Annotated in this window: 29 protein-coding genes; 15 read left to right on the top strand and 14 right to left on the bottom strand. The window is 69.3% G+C overall.

Annotated elements, in window-relative coordinates; genetic code table 11:
- The first annotated feature begins 81 nt into the window (after positions 1 to 81).
- The 6 genes from ACH0A8_RS03750 (at position 82) to eno (ending at position 4,201) form a co-directional block, all read left to right on the top strand.
- Complete coding sequence (locus ACH0A8_RS03750) at positions 82 to 588, top strand: universal stress protein (protein ID WP_175324845.1); 507 nt, start codon at positions 82 to 84, stop codon at positions 586 to 588.
- Positions 585 to 1,331 (top strand): 2,3-diphosphoglycerate-dependent phosphoglycerate mutase, encoded by a 747-nt coding sequence (locus ACH0A8_RS03745; RefSeq protein ID WP_251160804.1) that lies wholly within the window; start codon positions 585 to 587, stop codon positions 1,329 to 1,331. Before ACH0A8_RS03750 ends, ACH0A8_RS03745 begins: the two co-directional genes overlap by 4 nt.
- Positions 1,328 to 1,831, top strand: a complete 504-nt coding sequence (locus ACH0A8_RS03740) for a CrcB family protein (RefSeq protein ID WP_251160803.1) — start codon at positions 1,328 to 1,330, stop codon at positions 1,829 to 1,831. Before ACH0A8_RS03745 ends, ACH0A8_RS03740 begins: the two co-directional genes overlap by 4 nt.
- Positions 1,828 to 2,199, top strand: coding sequence for a fluoride efflux transporter FluC (locus ACH0A8_RS03735; RefSeq protein WP_406906564.1), 372 nt, complete (start codon positions 1,828 to 1,830; stop codon positions 2,197 to 2,199). The genes ACH0A8_RS03740 and ACH0A8_RS03735 overlap by 4 nt, the downstream gene beginning before the upstream one ends.
- 47 nt (positions 2,200 to 2,246) lie before the next feature.
- Positions 2,247 to 2,732, top strand: a complete 486-nt coding sequence (locus ACH0A8_RS03730) for an inorganic diphosphatase (protein ID WP_406906563.1) — start codon at positions 2,247 to 2,249, stop codon at positions 2,730 to 2,732.
- Between the two features lie 134 nt (positions 2,733 to 2,866).
- On the top strand, positions 2,867 to 4,201 hold the full coding sequence (eno, locus tag ACH0A8_RS03725) for a phosphopyruvate hydratase (protein WP_083519810.1): 1,335 nt from the start codon (positions 2,867 to 2,869) through the stop codon (positions 4,199 to 4,201).
- Here eno and ACH0A8_RS03720 read toward each other — a convergent pair.
- Positions 4,186 to 5,112, bottom strand: a complete 927-nt coding sequence (locus ACH0A8_RS03720) for a LysR family transcriptional regulator (protein ID WP_058740983.1) — start codon at positions 5,110 to 5,112, stop codon at positions 4,186 to 4,188. The genes eno and ACH0A8_RS03720 overlap by 16 nt on opposite strands.
- Before the next feature lie 70 nt (positions 5,113 to 5,182).
- On the opposite strand from ACH0A8_RS03720, the gene ACH0A8_RS03715 reads away from it, so the two are divergent.
- Together ACH0A8_RS03715 and ACH0A8_RS03710 are read left to right on the top strand one after the other, a co-directional pair.
- Entirely contained in the window at positions 5,183 to 6,340 is a 1,158-nt protein-coding gene (locus ACH0A8_RS03715) for a TDT family transporter (protein WP_406906561.1), read from the top strand.
- Positions 6,337 to 6,921 (top strand): uracil-DNA glycosylase family protein, encoded by a 585-nt coding sequence (locus ACH0A8_RS03710; RefSeq protein WP_058740981.1) that lies wholly within the window; start codon positions 6,337 to 6,339, stop codon positions 6,919 to 6,921. The genes ACH0A8_RS03715 and ACH0A8_RS03710 overlap by 4 nt, the downstream gene beginning before the upstream one ends.
- Before the next feature lie 598 nt (positions 6,922 to 7,519).
- Here ACH0A8_RS03710 and ACH0A8_RS03705 read toward each other — a convergent pair.
- Together ACH0A8_RS03705 and ACH0A8_RS03700 are read right to left on the bottom strand one after the other, a co-directional pair.
- Positions 7,520 to 7,762, bottom strand: coding sequence for a GNAT family N-acetyltransferase (locus ACH0A8_RS03705; RefSeq protein ID WP_326998619.1), 243 nt, complete (start codon positions 7,760 to 7,762; stop codon positions 7,520 to 7,522).
- A gap of 20 nt (positions 7,763 to 7,782) precedes the next feature.
- Positions 7,783 to 7,917 carry a hypothetical protein gene (locus ACH0A8_RS03700; RefSeq protein WP_268746761.1) on the bottom strand — a complete coding sequence of 45 codons (135 nt, stop codon included), beginning with the start codon at positions 7,915 to 7,917 and terminating at the stop codon, positions 7,783 to 7,785.
- A 65-nt stretch (positions 7,918 to 7,982) separates the two neighbouring features.
- Here ACH0A8_RS03700 and ACH0A8_RS03695 point away from each other — a divergent pair, with 65 nt between their 5' ends.
- Positions 7,983 to 8,624: an N-acetyltransferase family protein gene (locus tag ACH0A8_RS03695; protein WP_406906559.1), complete on the top strand. Its 642-nt coding sequence runs from the start codon at positions 7,983 to 7,985 to the stop codon at positions 8,622 to 8,624.
- Between the two features lie 838 nt (positions 8,625 to 9,462).
- Here ACH0A8_RS03695 and ACH0A8_RS03690 read toward each other — a convergent pair.
- From ACH0A8_RS03690 to ACH0A8_RS03680, 3 genes are all read right to left on the bottom strand, one after another.
- Positions 9,463 to 9,969: a hypothetical protein gene (locus tag ACH0A8_RS03690; RefSeq protein WP_144411406.1), complete on the bottom strand. Its 507-nt coding sequence runs from the start codon at positions 9,967 to 9,969 to the stop codon at positions 9,463 to 9,465.
- Positions 9,970 to 10,054: 85 nt separating this feature from the next.
- The gene (locus ACH0A8_RS03685; RefSeq protein WP_144411405.1) at positions 10,055 to 10,270 is read right to left on the bottom strand and encodes a hypothetical protein; all 216 of its coding nucleotides are present in this window, start codon (positions 10,268 to 10,270) and stop codon (positions 10,055 to 10,057) included.
- 134 nt (positions 10,271 to 10,404) lie between these two features.
- Positions 10,405 to 10,605 carry a hypothetical protein gene (locus ACH0A8_RS03680; RefSeq protein ID WP_144411404.1) on the bottom strand — a complete coding sequence of 67 codons (201 nt, stop codon included), beginning with the start codon at positions 10,603 to 10,605 and terminating at the stop codon, positions 10,405 to 10,407.
- A 506-nt stretch (positions 10,606 to 11,111) separates the two neighbouring features.
- On the opposite strand from ACH0A8_RS03680, the gene ACH0A8_RS03675 reads away from it, so the two are divergent.
- The gene (locus ACH0A8_RS03675) at positions 11,112 to 12,059 is read left to right on the top strand and encodes a hypothetical protein (protein ID WP_406906556.1); all 948 of its coding nucleotides are present in this window, start codon (positions 11,112 to 11,114) and stop codon (positions 12,057 to 12,059) included.
- A gap of 361 nt (positions 12,060 to 12,420) precedes the next feature.
- Here ACH0A8_RS03675 and ACH0A8_RS03670 read toward each other — a convergent pair whose 3' ends face one another.
- Positions 12,421 to 12,726: a hypothetical protein gene (locus tag ACH0A8_RS03670; protein WP_400428631.1), complete on the bottom strand. Its 306-nt coding sequence runs from the start codon at positions 12,724 to 12,726 to the stop codon at positions 12,421 to 12,423.
- Between the two features lie 107 nt (positions 12,727 to 12,833).
- Between ACH0A8_RS03670 and ACH0A8_RS03665 the strand changes: the two genes are divergently transcribed.
- Positions 12,834 to 13,127 carry a hypothetical protein gene (locus ACH0A8_RS03665; protein WP_400428633.1) on the top strand — a complete coding sequence of 98 codons (294 nt, stop codon included), beginning with the start codon at positions 12,834 to 12,836 and terminating at the stop codon, positions 13,125 to 13,127.
- A 44-nt stretch (positions 13,128 to 13,171) separates the two neighbouring features.
- On the opposite strand, the gene ACH0A8_RS03660 is transcribed toward ACH0A8_RS03665, so the two are convergent.
- Together ACH0A8_RS03660 and ACH0A8_RS03655 are read right to left on the bottom strand one after the other, a co-directional pair.
- Positions 13,172 to 13,408, bottom strand: coding sequence for a hypothetical protein (locus ACH0A8_RS03660; protein WP_066657508.1), 237 nt, complete (start codon positions 13,406 to 13,408; stop codon positions 13,172 to 13,174).
- Positions 13,409 to 13,788: 380 nt separating this feature from the next.
- On the bottom strand, positions 13,789 to 14,010 hold the full coding sequence (locus tag ACH0A8_RS03655) for a hypothetical protein (RefSeq protein ID WP_406906554.1): 222 nt from the start codon (positions 14,008 to 14,010) through the stop codon (positions 13,789 to 13,791).
- A 237-nt stretch (positions 14,011 to 14,247) separates the two neighbouring features.
- On the opposite strand from ACH0A8_RS03655, the gene ACH0A8_RS03650 reads away from it, so the two are divergent.
- Both ACH0A8_RS03650 and ACH0A8_RS03645 read left to right on the top strand, forming a co-directional pair.
- On the top strand, positions 14,248 to 14,940 hold the full coding sequence (locus ACH0A8_RS03650; RefSeq protein ID WP_406906552.1) for a helix-turn-helix transcriptional regulator: 693 nt from the start codon (positions 14,248 to 14,250) through the stop codon (positions 14,938 to 14,940).
- Between the two features lie 131 nt (positions 14,941 to 15,071).
- Complete coding sequence (locus ACH0A8_RS03645) at positions 15,072 to 15,455, top strand: VOC family protein (protein ID WP_406906550.1); 384 nt, start codon at positions 15,072 to 15,074, stop codon at positions 15,453 to 15,455.
- A gap of 36 nt (positions 15,456 to 15,491) precedes the next feature.
- Here ACH0A8_RS03645 and ACH0A8_RS03640 read toward each other — a convergent pair whose 3' ends face one another.
- Complete coding sequence (locus tag ACH0A8_RS03640; protein WP_406906548.1) at positions 15,492 to 16,070, bottom strand: TetR/AcrR family transcriptional regulator; 579 nt, start codon at positions 16,068 to 16,070, stop codon at positions 15,492 to 15,494.
- Between the two features lie 77 nt (positions 16,071 to 16,147).
- Between ACH0A8_RS03640 and ACH0A8_RS03635 the strand changes: the two genes are divergently transcribed.
- Positions 16,148 to 16,882 (top strand): SDR family NAD(P)-dependent oxidoreductase, encoded by a 735-nt coding sequence (locus ACH0A8_RS03635; protein ID WP_144411401.1) that lies wholly within the window; start codon positions 16,148 to 16,150, stop codon positions 16,880 to 16,882.
- A gap of 114 nt (positions 16,883 to 16,996) precedes the next feature.
- On the opposite strand, the gene ACH0A8_RS03630 is transcribed toward ACH0A8_RS03635, so the two are convergent.
- Complete coding sequence (locus ACH0A8_RS03630) at positions 16,997 to 18,658, bottom strand: putative Ig domain-containing protein (RefSeq protein ID WP_406906546.1); 1,662 nt, start codon at positions 18,656 to 18,658, stop codon at positions 16,997 to 16,999.
- Between the two features lie 245 nt (positions 18,659 to 18,903).
- Here ACH0A8_RS03630 and ACH0A8_RS03625 point away from each other — a divergent pair, with 245 nt between their 5' ends.
- Positions 18,904 to 19,260: a hypothetical protein gene (locus ACH0A8_RS03625; protein WP_251155629.1), complete on the top strand. Its 357-nt coding sequence runs from the start codon at positions 18,904 to 18,906 to the stop codon at positions 19,258 to 19,260.
- A 55-nt stretch (positions 19,261 to 19,315) separates the two neighbouring features.
- Here ACH0A8_RS03625 and ACH0A8_RS03620 read toward each other — a convergent pair whose 3' ends face one another.
- The 3 genes from ACH0A8_RS03620 to ACH0A8_RS03610 are packed head-to-tail and all read right to left on the bottom strand — an operon-like array spanning position 19,316 to position 21,036.
- Positions 19,316 to 19,870, bottom strand: a complete 555-nt coding sequence (locus ACH0A8_RS03620) for a GNAT family N-acetyltransferase (protein WP_406906544.1) — start codon at positions 19,868 to 19,870, stop codon at positions 19,316 to 19,318.
- A gap of 23 nt (positions 19,871 to 19,893) precedes the next feature.
- Positions 19,894 to 20,373: a MarR family transcriptional regulator gene (locus tag ACH0A8_RS03615; RefSeq protein ID WP_251155627.1), complete on the bottom strand. Its 480-nt coding sequence runs from the start codon at positions 20,371 to 20,373 to the stop codon at positions 19,894 to 19,896.
- Between the two features lie 9 nt (positions 20,374 to 20,382).
- Complete coding sequence (locus tag ACH0A8_RS03610; protein WP_406906542.1) at positions 20,383 to 21,036, bottom strand: DNA-binding response regulator; 654 nt, start codon at positions 21,034 to 21,036, stop codon at positions 20,383 to 20,385.
- Positions 21,037 to 21,111 lie beyond the last annotated feature (75 nt).

The raw sequence follows: 21,111 nt of genomic DNA, 5'->3' as shown, positions 1-21,111 counted from the left end.
CGGACCCAACCTCGACACTCGTCGACAACAGTCCCTATCTCAGCTGGTCGCGCTTCTGCACGCCTGAGGTAGGGAGATGTCATGGTCGAATCGAACACTGCCGGTGTTGTCGTCGTCGGTGTGCAGTCCGGGCAGGCGCACGACGTCGTCGGTGTCGCGGCTGCCGTCGCTGAACGCTTCAGCGCCCCGATGGTGTGTGTGGTCGTCGATCCGGCGCTGCTGTCAGCGGGGATGCGTGCGGACGGGTCGGAGATCATCGAACCGATCGACCCGGACACGGCGGACAGCGACCCGCAGCAGCTTCCCGACGATGACGTGCGGGTCATTCACGGTCTTGCTGCGGCGCGGTCAGTGGGCGTCGAGATTCTCTCCCGGGTCGGAGATCCGAGTCACGCACTCGCTGCGGTGGCTGAGGAACGTGACGCGGTGATGATCGTCGTCGGATCCCAGGCTGGCCGACGCCGGATGGCGGAACTGCTCACCGGGTCCGTCGCCGCGCATCTGACGCATCAGCAGCACCGGCCGGTGCTGGTCGTCCCGCACGACCCGGTCGGCGCCACCGTCCTCCTCCCGTCGGAAGCCCCGTGACTGGCACGCTGACGCTCCTGCGGCATGGGGAGAGCACCGCGAACGAAGCCGGCACCTTCACCGGGCTCCTCGACGTCCCGCTCACGCCCCACGGACGACGGCAAGCGTCCGCAGCCGGATGGCTCCTCCGGTCGAACCACATCACGCCGGACGTCGTGGTCACCTCCACACTGCGCCGTGCCGTCCGCACCGCCGAACTGGTCTGCGACGCCCTCGGGACACAGCTGCCCACAGAAGCGGTGTGGCAGCTCAACGAACGCAACTACGGCGCCCTGACCGGGATGACGAAGACCGACGCCCGCTACAGGCTCGGTGACGACGAGTACATGCGGCTCCGCAGGTCCCGTACCGGCACACCGCCACCGATGTCGCTGCAGCTATGGGAGGAACTGCGGTCGAGCTCCGCGCTGCACGGCCTGCCCGACGGCGCCCTCCGACGCACCGAGGCACTCTCGGACGTCATCGAGCGGGTCCGCCCCATCCTGCAGGAACGACTCCTGCCGAGGCTGCGGGCCGTGCGGAGCGTCCTCGTCGTCGCGCACGGGAACTCGCTCCGTGCGTTTTGCGCATGCATCGACGACCTCACCGACCCGGAGCTCGAGCAGCTCAACCTGCCGACCGGGCAACCCGTGCAGTACCACCTCGCCCCGACGGGTGCTCTCGTCCCTCGGGGTGGGGCGTTCCTCGATCCGGTAGCAGCACAGCACGCCGCGGCGCTGATCGCGGCAGAAGGCGGAACATGACCACCCGAACGGACACCCCGATGCCCGACGACCAGCTCCCTCCCGACCCCGACGTCGACGTCTCCGACCCGGCAACGACCATGCGGCCGGTGCATCTGCGGTGGCGGTACGTCGGCCTCGTCGCCATCGGTGGGGCAGCCGGTACTGCCCTCCGCGACGTCATCAGTAGCCTGCTCCCCGCCCAAGGCGGGGCGAGTTGGTCGATCTTCTGGATCAACATCACCGGAGCGCTGGCCCTCGGTGTGCTGTTGGAAGCGCTCGCGCACCGCGGGCCCGACGCCGGCCGCCGACGCGTGCTGCGGCTGCTCCTCGGCACCGGGGTCCTCGGCGGGTTCACCACCTACAGCACCCTCGCCGAGTCCACCGCCGCCCTGTTCCTCGACGGGCACGGCCTCGCCGGCACCGGCTACGCACTCCTAACCGTCCTGTCCGGCGCGATCGCGACCGCGGTCGGTCTCGTCGTCGCCGGCTGGTTCCGACCCCGCACGGAGGAAGCATGAGCCCGCTCCTGGTCCTCGCCGTCGCCCTCGGCGGCGGTGCCGGCGCTGCCGGCCGGTTCCTCCTCGACGGGCTCATCAACACCGGCCGAGAGTTCCGGCTCCCTGTCGGCACGTTGACGATCAACATCACCGGGTCGCTGCTGCTGGGGATCACCGTCGGCGCCGCCACCCACCTCGGCGCGGTGCCGGTCGCCGTCCTCGGCACCGGGGTGATGGGCGGCTACACCACGTTCAGCACCGCCAGCTTCGAAACCGTCCGCCTCGCCCGCAGCGGACGGATCACCGCCGCCGCAGTCAACGGGCTCGGGATGCTCGTCGTCTCCGTCGCCGCCGCGACCGCCGGCATCCTCCTCGGCGGCACCCTGTGACCACCCCGCCCACGGACCACACACCCGCTCCAGAACCGGAGGCATCCATGCTGTTCGACGTCACGATCGAGATTCCCCGCGGCAGCGGCAACAAGTACGAAGTCGACCACACCACCGGCCGGATCCGGCTCGACCGGGCGGTGTTCACCAGCATGGTGTTCCCCCAGGACTACGGCTCCATCGACAACACCCTCGGCGATGACGGCGACCCCCTCGACGCCCTCGTGCTCCTACCCCGTCCCACGTTCCCCGGCGTCGTCATAACGGTCCGCCCGGTCGGGATGCTGCGCATGGTCGACGAGAACGGCGGCGACGACAAGATCCTCACCGTCCCCGCCAACGACGACCGCTTCGCGCAGCTGCAGGACATCACCGACGTGCCGGAACACACGCTGGCGGAGATCGAGCACTTCTTCGCCCACTACAAGGAGATCGAGCACGGCAAGCACGTCACCACCAATGGGTGGGCCGACCGGGCCGCTGCCGAAGCCATCATCCGCACCGCACAGGACGCCCACACCCGACACCCGTGACCCACGGGTCCACAGACTGCCGCGGGGAGGCACTGGCGCCGAGTGATCGCCAGCAGGTCGTCCCTCCGCCTCCCCGCGGCTTCCCGCAACCACCCGCCAGCTCGACGCATGACCCGAACCGAAGGAGCGTCACCATGAACGACTACATCAGCGGCATCCACCACCACGGAGCCCATCAGGGCGAGTACGTCACCCACCACGACCACCCCGTCACCATCGACGCCGTCCACGGCGCCCGCATCCTCGACTCCCGCGGCTACCCGACTGTCCGCGTCTCCCTTGAGCTCGACGACGGCCGCACCGTCACCGGCGACGCCCCTGCCGGCGCATCCACCGGCGCCCACGAAGCCGTCGAGCTCCGTGACGGCGGGACCGCGTTCGGCGGCCGCGACGTCACCCAGGCGCTCCACCTGATCGACACCGACATCTCAGGGCTCCTCACCGGCCGCTCGTGGACGGCGATCGGGCAGATCGACGCCGCCCTCGCCGAACTCGACGGCACCACCGGGTACCGCCGGCTCGGCGCGAACAGCGTCGTCGCGGCCTCCATCGCCGCCTCCCGGGCCCTCGCCCACGCCGCGGACCTCCCGCTCTGGCAGTGGATCGCCGCGATCACCGGGTCGACGCCGCGCCTACCGGTCCCGCACTTCAACGTCCTCAACGGCGGCGCCCACGCAGCGAACAAGCTGGACTTCCAGGAGTTCATGATCGCCCCCGTCAACGCCTCATCGATGGCCGACGCCGTCCGCATCGGCACAGACGTCTACCACGCCCTCGCGGCCCTGGTGCGGGACCGGTTCGGCAGCCTCGGCCTCGGCGACGAGGGTGGCTTCGCCCCTTCGATTGCTGCACCCGAGGAAGCGCTCGACCTGCTCGTCGCTGCGATCCGTGCCGCCGGCTACGAGCCGGGTGTCGACCAAGTGGCGATCGCCCTCGACCCGGCCGCGAACGAGTTCCACCAGGGCGCCGGATCGTATCGGATGCTCGACGACAGCCTCGACCGGGACGGGCTGGTCGACTACTACCGACACCTCGTCGACACGTATCCGATCCGCAGCATCGAAGACGGGTTCGCGGAAGACGACCACGACGGGTTCCGCCGCATGCAGGCAGCGCTCGGCGACCGGATCCAGACCGTCGGCGATGACCTCTACGTCACCGACCCGCAACGGATCCGCGACGGCGGCGAGCAACAGCTGACGAACGCGGCACTGATCAAGCCGAACCAGATCGGCACCGTCTCCCAGACCCTCGGCGCGATCGCCACCGCCACCAGCATCGGGATGGCCAGCATGGTCTCCCACCGTTCCGGCGAGACCACGGATACATTCATCGCAGACCTCGTTGTCGGGACCGGCACCGGGCAGATCAAGTCCGGTGCACCCGCCCGCGGGGAACGGGTCGCGAAGTACAACCGGCTCACCGAGATCGCCGAGCAGCACCCGGATCTGCCCTACGGACTGATCTGACCACCGGCGCTCGAGCTGCGAGCAGTGTCCAGGAACGCCGAGACGGCGGGCCCCGGTTGGCCGGTCCAGATCGCACGCAGCAGCCGGATCAGTGGCGAGCCGAGCAACGGCACCCGGACGAGGGCACCCTCGGCGAGGTCACTGCCGACGGTGCGGAGACTCATCACCGCGGGCGCGATGCCCGCTCGAACGTTGGCGCGGATGATGCCCGTTGTCTCCAGCACCGCCGCTGGCGCCACCAAGCGGAGCCCAGCATCGTTAAGCCATGCCTCGACCGTGGCGCGGGTGCCGGACCCCTCCTCACGGAGCAGTAGCGGCGTCTCCGCGAGCTCATCCGCGGTGATACCTGAAGCGCTTGCCCAGGGATGGTGCGGCGCGACGACGACCACCAGTTCGTCCTCGTCGACCACCAGCGACGAGAGGCCGATTGGCGCAGCAGGAGTCTCCGTGAACCCGACGTCGGCAGCGCCGGAACGAATGAGGTCGATCACGGCGGCAGAGTTCCCCGCGATCAGGCGCACCGACGCATCCGGCGCAGCAGCCCGATGGGCGAGCAACCATCCAGGCAGCAGGAGTTCGGCGATCGTCTGCGACGCTGCGACCACGAGGAATCCCGCCGGTTCCCTGAGCGCGACGACCCCTGCTTCGAGCCGCCGGGAGGCCTCCAACACCGGGACGGCCAGACCGAGCACCACCCGGCCGGCGTCGGTCAGCGCGGTCCCGGACGCCGTCCGGTGCGCCAGCGGCTGACCGATCGCCTGCTCCGCGGCACGCAAGCGCGCCGACACCGCCTGCTGTGTCACCCGCAACACCTCGGCTGCACGGGTCAACGAACCAGTCTCCGCGACGCGGACGAGGACCTCGAGGGTGTCAAGGTCCAGGATCCGGTCCGTCAACCGCCGCAGTGCCACAAGCAACCATTGTGCCCTGCCAACGAGTCCGCCGTTCCCGAACCAGGGGGAACGCGCGCACGATGGGTGCATGTCCGCTCACCTCGCCCACGCACCCGCGGCCTCCGAGCACGATGCGCGCGACCGGCGGTTGTTCCGGGAGCTGGAGCGGCCCGGCCTGATCGTGTCGAACCTGACCCCGAACTGGTTCGCGTCGATCATGGGCACCGGGATCGTCGCCGTCGCAGCCGCGTCGCTGCCACTGCAGTTCCCGGGGCTCCGGACTGCGGCGACGGTCGTCTGGGCGATCGCGGCGGTCCTGCTCGTCGCCCTCACCATCGCGACGGCCCTGCACTGGGTCCGCTACCGCAGCACCGCAGCGAAGCACCACCTCAACCCGGTGATCTCCCACTTCTACGGCGCACCGCCCATGGCGTTCCTCACCGTCGGCGCCGGCACGATCCTCCTCGGCAAGGACTGGATCGGCCTCCCCGCCGCCGTCACCGTCGACTGGGTCCTCTGGACCATCGGCACCATCGGCGGACTGCTCACAGCGGTCCTGGTGCCGTACCTGGCTTTCACCCGCCACGAGAACACGCCCGATTCCGCGTTCGGCGGCTGGCTGATGCCGATCGTCCCGCCGATGGTGTCCGCCTCCACCGGCGCGCTCCTGCTGCCGTACGCACCCGCCGGGCAAGTGCGGGAGACGCTGCTGTGGTCCTGCTACGGCTTCTTCGGTCTCAGCCTCATCACGTCCCTGGTCGTCGTTACGCTGATCTGGAACCGTCTCGCGCAACACAAGGTCGGTGCCGCCGGCATGGTGCCGACCCTGTGGATCGTCCTCGGACCGGTCGGACAGTCGATCACCGCGGTGAACCTCCTCGCCTCGAACGCCCCCACCGTCGTCGACGCCTCCACGGCCCACGCACTGCTGGTCGTGGCGTTGGTGTACGGGTTCGCGATGCTCGGCTTCGCACTGCTGTGGACCGTCATCGCCCTCGCCATCACCATCCGGACCGCCCGCGAGCACCTGCCGTTCAGCCTGACGTGGTGGTCCTTCACGTTCCCCGTCGGTACCTGCGTCACCGGGCTGAACGGTCTCGCCCTGCACTCCGGACTCACCGTCGTCGCCGTGCTCGCCGTCGTCTACTACGTCGGCCTCGTCGCCGCGTGGATCACCGTCGCCGTCCGCACCTTCCACGGCTCCGTCGTCCGAGGCGCCCTGCTGGCCCCGCCGCAGCCGGCATGAGCACTCCCGACGAATTCGCGGATGAGGTCGCGGACGTTCGATCGCTGAAGGCCCTTGCGGAGACATGGCGCACCGCACCCGACGGCTCGCGGCGGTTCGTCCCGAGCTTCGACCCACGATCCGGCGGCACGTCCAGCCGCGTGCTGGTCCTCATGCAGTCACCCGGCCCCCAGACCATCGCCGCAGCGCACTCGGCGATCTGCAGCGAGGACAACCCGGGGCCGACCGCGGCCGCATTCCGCGCGGCCCGCATCGAGTCCGGACTCGCACGCATCGAGTACGTCCGCTGGAACCTCATCCCGTGGGAGATCCCCGGCCGCGTAGGACCTGCGGATATCGACGAGGGGCGACGCGCCCTCGCAGCTCTGCTCGAGGTGCTCCCCGTGCTCGGCGCCATCGTCACGTACGGGACCGTCGCCCTCGACGGAGTCATGCGGCACCTCACCCTGGACCAACACCCCCGACTCGTCCCCGTCATCGCGGCGCCACACCCCTCTCCCGCCAACGGCCGCCACCGCGCGGAACAGTACCGACGTTCCGTCCAGGCACTCCGGCTCGCCGCACGGACGCGTCGGATATAGCGAGGCTTCGGCTTCCTTCGCTTGCAAGGCAAGCGTGGCCGATAGCCGGTCCGTCTTCAGGCTCTTTAGTCTCGTTGGTCGCAGTGGCCGTGGTAGTTCGTGGCCGTGTCGTATAGGTAGTCCAAGCCGCGGAGTGGGGAACCTCAAGGCACCGGTAGCGCGGACCTCAGGTTCCACGTCGAGCCCCGAACGGAGCAGGAGTGGTTCTCAGCTCGGCTCGAAGACACGGCTTCCGACCGGGGCTTTACTCCAGGCGACAATGAACTCTTCACAAGTGCCGCGACAGCGAAGCTGCAATCGGCGGAAGCACGCGGTGAGACGCGACAGTTTGCGACGCCACTCACACCTGTCGCCGCGCCCATGACCCGTTTCCTTCGCGCACAACTCGTCGCCGTTCCCGTGGGCGCGGGGGCGCCGGTCCGTCGCCCACCCCGGGTCCGGGGAGCGCGCGCGAAGAGTCCGCATGACGCACCTTCACCGAGAAGGATCGCGGTCCACCCATCTGAGACAAGAGTTCCCGACAGCCAGCGCTAGCAGACGCCTCAGCGACGCGCCGACCTCGCCCGCGCTGGATGGCTCCGCGTTCGGTGTTGCCGAGTCAGAGGCAAACCTGTTGCGTCTCGGGCAACACGGCCGCCAGGCGTTCTCGGTCGGCGTTGGTGAAGCCGAGCTTCTGCCAGAACGGCCCCGATCGTCGAGAGAACAGCCAGGCGCACGATGCCCCGGCCTGTGCCGCTTGTTCGAGTGCGAACATGGCGAGGCGCGAGCCGGCACCGGCCGCACGACGGTCGGGTGCCACGGCGACGCTCCGGATCAGCGCGTCGGTGCCGTCCCGGCTCAGCTCGAAGCCGGTGCTACCGATTACTGTCCCCGCTTCTCCTGTTCGATCCAGAGGTGAACGGTCGGCTCGTCGAGACCGGCAAGGGTCAGGTCGGCGTCGCGCAGGAAAGCACGAATGGGTTCGACGTCATGCTCGGTCATGGTGTGGAACGTCACACGTTCATCGTTCCAGCGGCGTCCGGTGGCCGATCGGCTATCGGGACGGTCACGATGAGCTGTAGGTGCGTCAGTTGATTGCTCGCCGCACCGCATCTGCATCCTTCATCCGTGTCCGCTTCACTGCGGTGGCGGTCTGCTTCCTGACTCTTGTACGTCAGAGACAATGCGGTGTGATCTCTGGATTGACTCTCCCCGCCACCATCCCCTCCCGCGACCGTGAGCTGCTGCTCCGACGGGCCACAGCCGCGGACCTGCATCCGATCATCCGGCTCCTGTCGGACGATCCGATCAGCGCCGGGCGTGGCGACGTGGGGAGCACCGCGGACGAGGCGGCCTATGCGGAAGCCTTGCAACGCATCATCGGCGACCCGAGCAATGATGTGCTCGTCCTGGAAGACGAGCTCGCAGCCGTCATCGGCACGCTGCAGCTGACGGTCATCCCCGGAATGGCTCGACGAGGCAGTGCCCGGCTGCTGGTCGAGGCAGTCCGCGTCTCCGGCACAGAGCGGTCTTCGGGCGTCGGAACGAGTCTGATGCGATGGGTTGTCGCGCAGGCCGCGATCGAACTCAGGACTCCGCTGGTGCAGCTGACCTCCGACGCTGCGCGTACCGATGCGCACCGCTTCTACCGTCGTCTCGGTTTCATCGACTCGCACGTGGGCTTCAAGTTCACCGTGTCATTACCCGACGCGCCTGCCCGGTAGCCGATCGGCTACTAATACCCCTTCGTCTGACGGCGGCCAAGCTCCTCGAGGTCGTCGTCGAGTCGAGCGAGGACTGACGCGGGGGCCTCGGGGGACCAGAGACCACGAAGCCACCGCGCCGCCTGTAAGAGGTCGCTACGTTCAGTGTCTTGCTGCATCACGAGAGTGTGTATGTGCTCGGCTGCAAGTTCAAACGCGCCAGGGTCGGGAGGGACGTCCGAGGCGATCGAGAGTTGAATCGACCGACCTCCAACTCCCAGAATCGGGTGAAGCGCCGGGGGTGCAGCCAGCCTGTGAGCTGCATGCTGACGCGCGCGACGGTCTTGGTTCCGCTGGAAGATTTGCGCCGCGAGCCAAGACATGGCACTACTGTGCCCCGTCCCCCTGCGTCTGATAGCCGACGCGGCAGCGACAGTCTGGCTAGCATCATGCTATGTGGACGCTTGTTCAGCCTGAGTCGCCGACCAACGGGCGTTACAGCACAGCGCTGGCGCTGCTGATCTGCTCTGCGGCGGGCTTCGCGATCCTTTGGGCGATCATGTGGCTCCCCGTGCTCCTAACCGGCAGCGAGGGCACCCTCTTCCTCTACCCGATTGTCTTCTTACTGGCCGTAGGACCGTGGGGCGGAACCTGGACCGCCCTCGCGCTAGCGGCACGGTCCCGAAAGGAAGCAGGGGCTAAGCGCAGCGAGGCAGTCATGGCCGCGAGTGCGGTCCTGCTTGCCCTGGGACCCGTGTTGCTCTGGTTCGGGCCAGTAGTCGCTTGAGGGTTTGTCTCGCTAGCCGATGGTCCTCCGGACACCGTTCCGCCGAATAGGGGCAGCAGCGACGCCGCTCGTCTACTGGTGTCGTTGACGTTCGCGTCGGCGGTGCAAGGCGACGACCACCAGCGTCGCGATCGCTGTCGTTGCTGCCACGACGCACACCTGCGTCAGTACCGGCCATGGGATCAAGTAGGGCGCCACCAGAAACGCGGCGCTCGATGCGCCCGCCACGACCAGAGTCAGGATCACGACGGCCGCAACGGCGCCGACCGTGCCGAGTGGACGTCGACGCAGGAACCAATCCGGTAGACCCGCCAACGCTCCAGCAGCGAGCCCGAACACGAATGTGGCCGCCGCCGCTCCCACGAGCACCGGAACCATGATCGGGATGAACGACAAACCACTGGTCGAACGCTCGACAACGGCACCGACGACAACGCCCGCGATCGGGACGGCGACAACAGCTGCGGCCCCCGCCCACGCCGTCGTCAACGGCAAGACAGACAGCAACGTCCGACGCCCGGGCGTCCCGCCGGACTCAGTCACCGTCATAGAACCGAAATTGTCAGAGACGCGAGACATCCGTTCAGCCTAGGCCGCGCCCAAACCAGAGGAACAGCCCACCATGCCGTCTCGATAGCCGATCGGCTACCGGACGCGAGAGGCGTCAGCGAGACCGCTTCGTCCTGGTGAGCGCGATCCCGGCGAAGATTGCACCGATTACGGCGAGGGCCGCGCTGAAGATGACCCACGGGCTGAAGAAGCTGTCGCCGTCAAGAATTCGGGACGTGATCGTGAGCACTTGGGACAGGACGACCAAGGATCCGACGAGAATCATGGTGCCACGCGACCACGTTCGCTTCTTCTCGGGTTCTTTGCTCACGACCCCATCTTGCACCGTGCAGAAAGGCAGCCGTAACGCCCGATGGGGCTTGTCATCTGATACGCCGATGTGACGTCGAGAGCACAGCTGACGAGCACTGAGAAGAGCAGCCGGAAATTTCCAACCCCTTCGACTCAATCGCGATCTCGAGCTCGGCCGATCAGCGCATCAACCCACAAGCCCGCGCCGCCAATCAGAAGAACGACGGCGAGGACCCACGTCGGGAAGCCGTGTGTCGTGATCGCGGTCCGCGCTGGCGTCAGTAGGCACGCCAGGCCCAGCACAAGGGAGGCGGTAGCAATGCTCGCCCGACGCCAGAACGATGACTTGCTCATGAATCGAAGGTAGCGAGCAGCAGACGGCGAGGCTTGATCTCAGCTGTCCGGTAGTTGATCGGCTATCGGGACTCTGTGGAGGGGGAGGGCATGTCCCCGTCCTCGTACGACCCGACCATCGCCTCGAACTGCGGGCAATCCGCGTCCTTTTCGGTGCCCTGAACTCGACACTCCCCAATGCGACGCCGTCGGCTGACGCGCCGCACCCCAGTGCTGCTCGCCTCCACACCCCGACCAGCTGACCCGCCATCACGGTCAGCTGGAAGCCTCAGATCCACGAGGAGGTCAGAGAGCCCGCCTTTGTCGAACCGAGCCGGTCACGGATCCTTACGTTCAGCTGAGGTGCACTTCAGACGTCCGCCTGGGGTCACGTGCTGGCCGTCTGGCCAGAGCGCCTCCCTCCTCGGCTGGATGCGCGGGCCCTCGCGTAGCTGTCAAGCTCCGACCGGCGCACTGCCCACTGGACGATGAGGGGATCGAACATGCAGGTGAGGACACACGCACTCTTGGCCACCGTTGCTGCTGGAGCACTGGTTCTGGCAGGCGCTGGAGTGGCGCACGCCGACGGCACCTCGGACGCGGACGCAGTTGCTCAGGACATCGCGCGCGTTGCTCCTGAATTGGATGTGCAGGACGGTGGTTCGTCGGTGACGACGCTCCCAGAAGACACCGCCGGTGCGATCGAGCTCGCAACTGCGGACGGCACATTGCGCTTCGGCCTGCCGGGGGCTGCACGGAACGCGGTCGGGCAAGCTGCGGCGGACGGTACGGTCGTCTACGCCAACGCCGCGACGTCGACTGACGTGGCAGCACAGGCGCTCAGCGATGGAGTGCGCGTCCAGGCAGTCCTGCAGGACAACGCCGCGCCGTCGCGCTTCACGTACGCACTGCCGGACTCGGTCGTCCCAGTTCTGAACGAGGACGGTTCAGTCGTGCTCTTCGACAGCCCGGAGACGGACGACACCGTGCCGCCCGTCGCAGGCATCATCGACGCTCCCTGGGCAAAGGACGCGGCTGGTGTCACTGTCCCGACCCACTACGAGGTGGACAGCGGACGCCTCGTCCAGGTGGTCGAACACAGGAATGCAGGAACCACGTACCCAGTGGTCGCAGATCCGAAGATCACTGCGGGTATCACCGGCACTCCTTACGGGCCCGGCGCGTACATCAACCTGACCGGAGCGGAGATGAAGGCGATCGCTACGGCAGTGGCAGCCGTTACGGGACTCAGCGCTGCCGCCATCTGCGGGGGCGCGACCAAACTCCCGGCGGGACCCGCGAAAGCGGCCGCGATCCTCTGCACCGCCGTTGGAGGAGTGACGGTGAAGCAGGTCTTCACGAGCATCGCGAAGATCTACTCGAACAAGAAGTACGCGGGCAACTCCTGCTACCAGACGAAGATCGGCGGCGAGTCTCGACCCTTCGTGAAGACCGCTCGAAGCAACTGCAGTTGAGGTGCAATGAACTTGCTGAAATACATTCCGATTCCCATCGTCGTCCTCGGCTTGATCGGCTTCCTCACCGACATAGGCTGGTGGTTGCTCGCCATCATCGGAGCCGCCTCAGCACTCGCCCTCATCGCTGGAGATGCCGTGATCGCCCGACGGAAGCGGCAGAGGCCAGGACCGCGGTGAGGCGACGACCGCCCCAGCAGCCTTCGATGCTGGGGCGGTCGTCGCTCGTCGAGGTGTCGACCCACGCGGGAGTCGCGATCTGGATCCCGCGCTCAGGGCGGAGACCAAAGTGAAGCATCGGTTCTCATCGCCGAGCGTCCGGTAACCGCTGAGCTTCCGGACGTCGTCGTCGAAGGCGCCACTACCGCGCGGACTCCTGGGCGATCAGCCGTCCCAGCTCTTCTGGACGACTCCACATCGGCCAGTGCCCGGTCGGGAGATCGACGACGTCGACTCGCTCGAGCTTTGCGATCGGCGCGAACATCGGATGCCCCGCGCGGGCAAGCTCGAGGACCTGCGCGCTCGGGAAGGAACAACACACCAGCGTGGTCGGCACACGCGTGCCTCCCTGATCGTGCAACACGACCGGATCGCGCAGGACGGAGGCGGGCTGCGACACGGCCTGCATGCGGAACTGCTCGAGGTCCGTGTCGCTCAGACCGTCCATGCTGGCCTGGTCGGAGAGTTGGTCGAAGGGCGGCAGCGGCAGCTCGACGACATCCTCCGGGAGATCGGGCTCGGACAGGGTCTCGCTACCTGTGCGATCCTGCTGGTGTGCGCTACCGGCTGATGAATGAGTACAGCCGCGACTGGCCGCTGTTGCACGACGACGGTCCTTGCGACGCTGGCACGCCGTCCTTCACGCCCCGACTTGAGCACGAGATTCTCGAATGGGCTCGCGACTTCAACGAGAACTACGGCATCGAAACTGGCTGGCCGACTGAGGCGGCTGCGCGCTCCCACGAACGCCAAGGACGTCGTCTGCTGCTGCTCGTCGAACGAGAGCTGCCGGAGGGAGACGACGTGGTGCTCGGCTACTGGGAGACCAATAAGCGCAAGGGGATGTAGACCCTAGAGCCGTCCGGTCAAGGACCGGCTGTCGGACACGGATCTCAGGTCGATTCCGCTCCGGCGCTGGTTCTGCGGACTCCTGCGCGGCGCACAACGAAAGAGCCGATCGTTGCCGGGACTGCGAGGAGCACGGAACTCAAGGAAGCGCCGGAAGCGATGACAAGGGACCGCTCGGCGCGCTCGGGGTCCTCCCCGGGGAGGTTGCCGATGAGGGCGAGCAGGTAGATCGGCAGCGCAAGCGCGAGGAGCCAGAAGAATCCGGCGACGAGCGCCAGCACGAGTGCCAGGTTTGGCTTGCGCGTGTCCGGTTCTCCGCGTTGTCGTCGCACAGCTCATCAAACCAGTCGGCGATGAAAACTACGGCTCGCATCTCGACAGCCGATCGGTCAGCGAGACCGCTGCTCGGCATCGGCTGACGGCCAGACGGCCGCCGTTTCATCAGCCGATCGCTACGCAGTGTCCTTTCGGGGCAGGATCAGGAGTACTGCCGGGAGGGCGGCGGCGCAGATGATCGCCACACCGGTGATGTCGGAGCTCAAGCTCTGACCGGTCAAGATGTCGATCGGCTCGCCGATGCAACCGATGGCAACGATGAGTCCGAGGGGGATGAGCGCTGGAAGCCCCCTCGCGCCGCGCCATGCTCGGACGCTGCCCGTCATCAGCAGAGCAGCGCCGGCGATACACGCAACGATGAAGTACACGACCCCGCGAGACGCAGCGAGGCTGTGGAGGTGGCCGACGTTCCTCGATGGAGGGCCTGATCCGTGGCGAGCACGATTGCCAGCGCGACGAGCGAGAAGCCGTACGCGGCGGCGAGCACCGCTGCGATCCGTACCGCCGGAGTCAAGCGAAGCGGTGCATTGCCATGCCCGGTACTCATGGGCTGAAGGTAACAGCGGTCTGACGGCCCGACGGTCGTCTGAGTCAACGAGAAGCATCCGCTCGCGCCGCTCCGAACGCCGGATCGAGATGCTGCGTCGCGCAGGGGGCGCTGCCCGGGGGCGTGCTGGCTCGACTCCCGCCTGGTCGGCTCGCGCACGTGTGAGCACCGTCGCACCGAAGGGCGCTCGGGGACCCGACGTCCGCGGACCGGTCCGCCCTGCCGGATGATGGGTCCGTGAACCGCACCGACCGCCTCTACGGCATCGTCGAGGAGCTCCGGGCGGCCGCACCCCGTCCGCGGAGCGCACGCCGTCTCGCGGAGCGGTTCGAGGTGTCCGTGCGGACCGTCGAGCGGGACCTGGCGGCGCTGCAGCAGTCGGGTCTGCCGATCTGGGCCGAGCCCGGCCGCACCGGCGGGTACGTCATCGACGCATCGGCGACGCTCGGCCCCGCCGGCTTCACGCCGGACGAGGCCCTCGCGGTGCTGATCGGCCTCGGCGCCCTCGGCAACAGCCCGTTCCGGCAGGCCGCCCGGACCGCGGCACGCAAGGTGCTCGCGGTCATGCCTGACCGCGACGCGGCTCGCGCCGGTGCCACTGCGTCCCGGGTGCACTTCCTGGAGGCCGACGAGGACCCCGTCACGCCGGTCGCCTTCGCGGAGGCGCTGGGTGCGGACCGGGTGGTGCGCCTGCGGTACCGGGCTGCGGACGGCGCGGTCTCGATCCGGGACGTCGAACCGCTGGGATCGATCGAGAAGGACGGGCAGTGGTACCTGGTCGCGTGGTGCCGACTGCGTGACGGCGTCCGTGCGTTCCGCGCCGACCGGATGGTGGCGATCGAGGTCACCGACGAACGACCACCGAGGCGCGTGCTCCGGACCGAGGACCTGGGCGTCGAGTACGGGCGACTGCGCCCGGTCGTCGACTGACCGCGTCCGCGCTCTCACGACGGGATCCCGCGGACACGGACGGGATCCCGCGAACACCGACAGGACGGTGTCGCGACCCCCGGTGAGGCTGGGCGCCGACCACGTCAGCACCAGCACCACCGGAGGACCCCTTGTCGTTCGCATCCATCCGCATCGTCACCGACGACCTCGACGGTCTCGTCGCCTTCTACGAGCGGGTCACCGGCCAGCGCGCCGAACGCCCCGCACCCGTCTTCGCGCAGTTCACCGGCCCCGGCGCGGCCCTCGCGATCGCCGGTACCGCCACCGTCGCGATGCTCGGCGGGGCCCTGACGCCCGCCACGAACCGGTCGGTGTTCATCGAGTTCGCGGTCGCCGACGTCGACGGCGCCTTCGCGGAGCTCCGGCTCGGACCGGAGGACGTCGTCCTCGAGCCGACCACGATGCCCTGGGGCAACCGCTCCGCGCTGGTCCGTGACCCCGACGGCAACGTCGTCAACCTGTTCAGCAGGCCGGCGCCCGACCGCGCCCGGTGACCACGAGGTCGGGCCGCGCCCCTCCCGGCGGACCGGCTACAGCGCCGGTCCGAGCAGTGCCCGAGCGGCTGCCGCTGCCGCCCGGGCCCACGGTCGGGACGGGTCGGCCTGCGCACTGGCCATGGCGCCGTCGTAGAGCAGGCAGAGCTGGAGCGCGGTGCCGTCGACGTCCGCGGAGCCGGCTTCTGCCAGGAGGCCGCTGAACAGTCCGCGCACCCAGTCGCGATGTTCGAGCGTCACCTCGTGCGTGGGGTGTCCGCCGCCGTACTCGGCCTCGACGTTGATGAACGGGCACCCGCGGTAACCGGGCTCGTCGAACCACTCGCCGAGCAGCGCGAACACGGCGACGATCCGCTCGTGCGGTGTCGCGCCGCGCTGCGGGAGCTCGGTCGCGACGTGGTCCTGCCAGGCGGTGCTCCGGCCGCGCAGGTATCCGAGCACGAGGTCGTCCTTCGTGCGGAAGTGCGTGTAGAGGCTCGCCTTCGAGATGTCCGCTGCTGCCGCGACCTGGTCGACCCCGACGGCGTGGATGCCCTGCTCGTAGAACAGCCGGTCGGCGGTCACGACGGCGCGTTCGTACGCGGGACGGCGGCGTGTCTTGGTGGGCTCGGCCATGGTTTGACTTTACTGCACCGATCTGTACAGTTACCAGCACCACAAACCAAACAGATCTGTTCAGTTAGGACTGTCCCATGAGCACCACCGCCCTCATCACCGGTTCCACCAGCGGCATCGGCCGCGCGACCGCCGAGCTCCTCGCCTCGCGCGGCGTGCACGTCGTCGTGTCCGGCCGCAGCGCCGAGCGCGGCGAGGAGGTCGTCCGCGGCATCCGCGCGGCCGGCGGTACCGCAGACTTCGTGCGCGCCGAGCTCGGCGACGCGGAGAGCGCCAGGGCCCTCGCCGCTGCGGCGCTGCGCATCGGTGACGGTCGGGTCGACGTGCTCGTGAACAGCGCGGGCATCTTCCCGTTCGGCCCGACCGCCGACACCACGCCCGAGGGGTTCGACGAGGTCTACGACCTCAACGTCAAGGCGCCGTACTTCCTCGTCGCAGCGCTCGCGCCGGGCATGGCGGAGCGTGGCACGGGCGCGATCGTCAACGTGACCACGATGGTCGCCGAGTTCGGCGCCGCCGGCATGGGCCTGTACGGCTCGACCAAGGCGGCGCTGGTCCTGTTGACGAAGTCGTGGGCGGCCGAGTTCGGTCCCTCCGGCGTCCGCGTGAACGCGGTCAGCCCCGGACCGACCCGTACCGAGGGCACCGCGGCCATGGGTGAGGCACTCGACCAGTTGGCCGCGGCCGGTCCGGCGGGTCGCCCGGGCTCCGCGCAGGAGGTCGCCGAGGCGATCGCGTTCCTCGCGGCCGACGCGGCGTCCTTCGTGCACGGCGCGGTCCTGCCCGTCGACGGCGGCCGCATCGCCGTCTGACCCACCCGTCCACGGACGCGCGACGGCCCCGCTGCGTCCGGGAGGGACGTGGCGGGGCCGCGGGAGGAGCCTCCCGTCCGTCAGGTGGGCACCTGACGGACGGGAGGGACCGGGTCAGGAACGGGCGCGTCGACGACGCAGCGTGCGTGCGCCGATCAGGCCGGCACCGGCGACGAGCAGACCGAGTGCCCACGCGATCGGCGAGGTCTCGTCGGCGCCGGTGTAGGCGAGCCGGCCGTGGCCCTTCGGCGCCGACGCGGTGCCGTGCTGCACCGCAGCGGGTGTCGTGGTGCCGCCCGGGACGGCCGCGACCGGCGTCGGCGTCACCTGCACGTCGAACGCGGTGCTGAAGTCGGACGCGCTGACCGTCAGGCGGTGCACCGAGGCGTGCGGGAAGGTGACCCCGACGAAGCCCGAGTCACCGAGCAGGGAGTCCTGTTCCACGACGTCGGACGCGACGTTCGAGCGGACGTCGACGGTGGTGACGCCGAGGTCGTCCTCCTCGTCCTCGACCGCGTTGCCGAACTCGTCGACCAGGGTGCCGGACAGCAGCAGCGTGCCGCCCTGCGGGACGGTCGGGGTGCCGCCGGGGACCTCGTCGATGAACTCCGACCCGCCGAAGGGCGTCTGCTCCCAGTCGGTGTGCTCGGTGACGACCGACCCGTCGGCCTTGATGATCCAGGACCGGAGCGAGCCGGACTTCTTCGTCTCCTCGTCGTCGAACCAGCCGACCGGGAAGCCGGCCTTCGCGTAGTCGATGAAGTCGGCGCGGTCGACCGCGGTCGCCTCGAGCCCGACCGGTGCGGCGGCCTGCACGTCGAGCTCGACGGTCTGCGTCACGGTCTCGGTCCCGCTCGTCGCGGTGACGGCGAAGTCCCAGTACGAGGCATCGACGGTCGTCCCGCTGAGCACGCCGGTCGCCGGGTCGAACGAGATCCCCTCGGGCAGCTGGTCGGCCGGGGTCCAGCCGTCCGCGTCCTCGCCGTCCTCGGAGTTGTAGTAGTCGAGGGCCAGCACGGGCTTCGGCGAACCGATCGCGCGGAAGGTGTACGAGAACGCCTCGCCCGCGGTCGCGGTGAGGGTCAGGTCGCCCTCGGTCGTGATGCCGTCGGTGACCGGCTCGCCGTCCTCGTCGACGAAGACCGGGGCCTGCGTGATCGGGTCGGTCTGGGCCGACTCGGACTCGACGGCGATCCCGCCCTGCGTGTTCGTGACGGTGACCATGACGACCTTGCCGGCGTCGGTGGGCTTCACCACGTAGCTCTGGCCCTGGCTGACGGACGTGCCGTCGACGGTCCACGAGTAGCTGAGGTTCGTCGGGGCGGTGAAGCCCGAGGGCTCGGCCGTGAGCTTCGACCCGACCGCGGCGACGCCGTCGATCGTCACGGTGCCGGCGGCCGCGGGGCGGTCGGCGGTCGTCGAGGAGCCGGTCGGCTCGTCGCCCTCGGACGGGGTCGGCGCGACGGTGGCGGGGGTTTCGGTGGCGGGGGCGTCGGTCGTCGGAGCAGCCGTCGACGGTGCTTCGGTGGCGGGGGCGTCCGAGGTCGGGGTCCCCGTCGCGGGTGCCTCCGTGCCCGGCGTGTCGGTACTCGGGCTGTCGGTGCTCGGGGCGACCGTCGACGTGGTCCCGCCGTCCGCGACGGCGGTGCTCGTCGTCGGCTCGACGGCGGAGGCCGACGTCGCGGTCATGATGCCGAGGCCGGTCGTGAGGCCGACGAGGGCGATGGTCGTGCCGACGGCGCAGGCGCGTCGGGCGGTGGAGGTGCTACGGCGCACGGGTTCCCCCAGGGGTCAGGTGACAGAACGGGAATCTGTCGGTTCGCGCAGAGTAGGAGGATCCTGGGCGCGCGGCTGGTCCCCCGCCCGAGGGGCAGACGGGAAAGTCCCGGTCAGCACCGGTCGTTCCACCGTGGGCTGAACGGGAGCTCAGGCAAGATCCGCCGCGCGGATGACCCGGGTGGCCGGGTGGCGACGCGGGAACCGGCGCATCCGCACACCTCGGGACGACCTACCCTGGACGGATGCTCTCCCGCCGTGACGCCGCGATCCGGCTCGACATCCCCCTCGAGATGGCCGCTCGCCACGGCATCCCGTCGCACATCAGCGAGGCCGAGCTCGAGCGCATCGAGCAGGACCCGCCCGCCTGGCTGGTGCAGTCCCGGGGCAACCGCACGGGGACGAAGAAGGTCTGGACGCACCTGGAGTGCGCCGTCTGCGGGTTCTCCGAGCAGGAGCGGCCGAAGAAGTGGTGGCCGGACTGGACGCTGCTCGTGTGCGACGACCACGACGAGGTGCCGCCGCCCGCGGCCGGGACGACGCGGCACCTCGTGTACGGCGTCGGCAGTCGGTTCACCGCCCTGGTCGACGAGCCGTCCTGATCGTGACGAGTCGGGCTGACCGTGACGAGTCGGGCTGATCGCGACGACTCCTCGGTCAGTCGTCGAGCGTGACGGCGTCCCACGCGAACGTCGTCACCCGACCCGTCTCCCAGTCCCGCCGGAGCACGCCGTACGCCACCGACGCCAGCGGTGCTCCACCCTCGACCGGCCACGACTCCCGGTAGTGCGCCTCCTGCACCCACCCGGCGCGCAGGAACACGCGTCGCATCGCGGTGTTGTCCTCGCGCGTCTGCCCCTCGAAGCGCGTCACGTCGGGCATGGTGCGGAACACGTGACCGGTCACCGCTCGGAGCGCCGGTACCCCGAGTCCCTGCCCACGGAACGCCGGGGCGAGCCGCAGGTCGAGCAGTGGTGCCGGGTCCTGCAGGTCCTCGAGGACGACCAGCCCGACGCGTCCGAGCCGCTCGTCGTCGAGCCACCACGAGTCGTGCTCGTCGTCGCGGAACGCACCGCGGTCGATCGCGCGCTCCAGGTCGACGCGGGTGGGCTGCGGACGGACGTGGAAGGGGAAGCGGGCAGACGTGTGGAAGGTGACCAGGGCCTCCCGGTCGGCGCCCTGCGGGTCGGTCCTGGTCAGCGTGATCGTCACGCCCCCACGGTACGACCCGGGGATCACCGTTCGGGTGGGGTGGCGAGCAGGAGCTGTGCGTCCAGCACCGGGTCCGCGACCGCGGTGCGCGCCAGCGCGTCCGCCGCCGTGCGCACGGCGGACCGCTCCTCGGGGGTCATCCGGCGGAGCGCCGCCCGGAACTCGACGGCCCGGCGCGCCAGCACGTGCTCGACGAGCGCGAGGGCGTCCTCACCGGCGGTGACCAGGACCTCGCGACCGGACGTCCTCCGGGTCACCCACCCGTCGCGGACCAGACGGTCGACCATCCGGGTGATGCCGGACGGGAGCAGCCCGAGCTCGACGGCCAGGTCCCCGGCCCGCAGCGGCCCGCGGGTGGCCAGGAGGACGAGGATCCGGTACTGCTGCAGCGTCACCTGCTCGAGCGCGGGCGCGAGGGAGCGGAGCACGATGCCGAGCCCGACGACCGACGCGTCCACGACGGACGACTCCGTTCGTGACTGCTGCTCATCGTCGTCGCCCACCGGGCCAGCCTACGGCGACGTGGCCCGGTCGACGCTGCGGTGGTCGGGCCGGAACCCGTGGTCGGTCCCCCACAGCACCGCGTCGACCCGGGTCCGGGCGCCGATCTTGCTGTAGAGCGTGCGGATGTGGGTCTTCACCGTGTTCGGGCTGAGGTGCGTCAGGTCGGCGATCTCGTCGTTGCGTTTCCCCTGGGTGATCAGGGCGAGGATCTCGGACTGCCGGTCCGAGATCCCGAGCTCGCGGCCGGGCCAGTCGACACCCGGCCCGCTCGCCACCCGACGTCGCGGCTCGTCCAGCACCCGCTCGCCCGCCGCGACGCGGAGGAGCCCGTCGGCGAGCTGCTCGGCGGTCGAGCTCTTCGCGAAGTAGCCCGTCGCGCCACGGGACACGGCGGCGTCGATGAGGTCCTGGTCCATCTTCCACGTGAAGACGGCGACGGTCCGGATGCGGGGGTTCGAGGCCAGCCGGGTCACGTCCTCGTCGTCGGGCTGCGGCTGGGCGAACGTGTCGTAGAGCGCCACGTCGACGTCCACGGTCACCCGGTGACGGGCGTCGAGCTGCACGACCTCGAGTCGGTCCGAGAACGGGGCGAGCAGGTCGGCGAGGCCGCGCAGGACGAGTTCGTAGTCGTTGACGAGTGCGACGCGGATGCGCTCGGACATCTGGATCCTCTCAGGACCACCCCTGGGGGTGAGACGGGCGCGATCGTGCCCTGGTTCGTTCGGGATCACCACGCT

It is taken from the genome of Curtobacterium sp. 179-B 9B NHS (assembly GCF_045370965.1).
Taxonomy (GTDB): Bacteria; Actinomycetota; Actinomycetes; order Actinomycetales; family Microbacteriaceae; genus Curtobacterium.
This window is presented reverse-complemented; position numbering and strand designations above follow the sequence as displayed.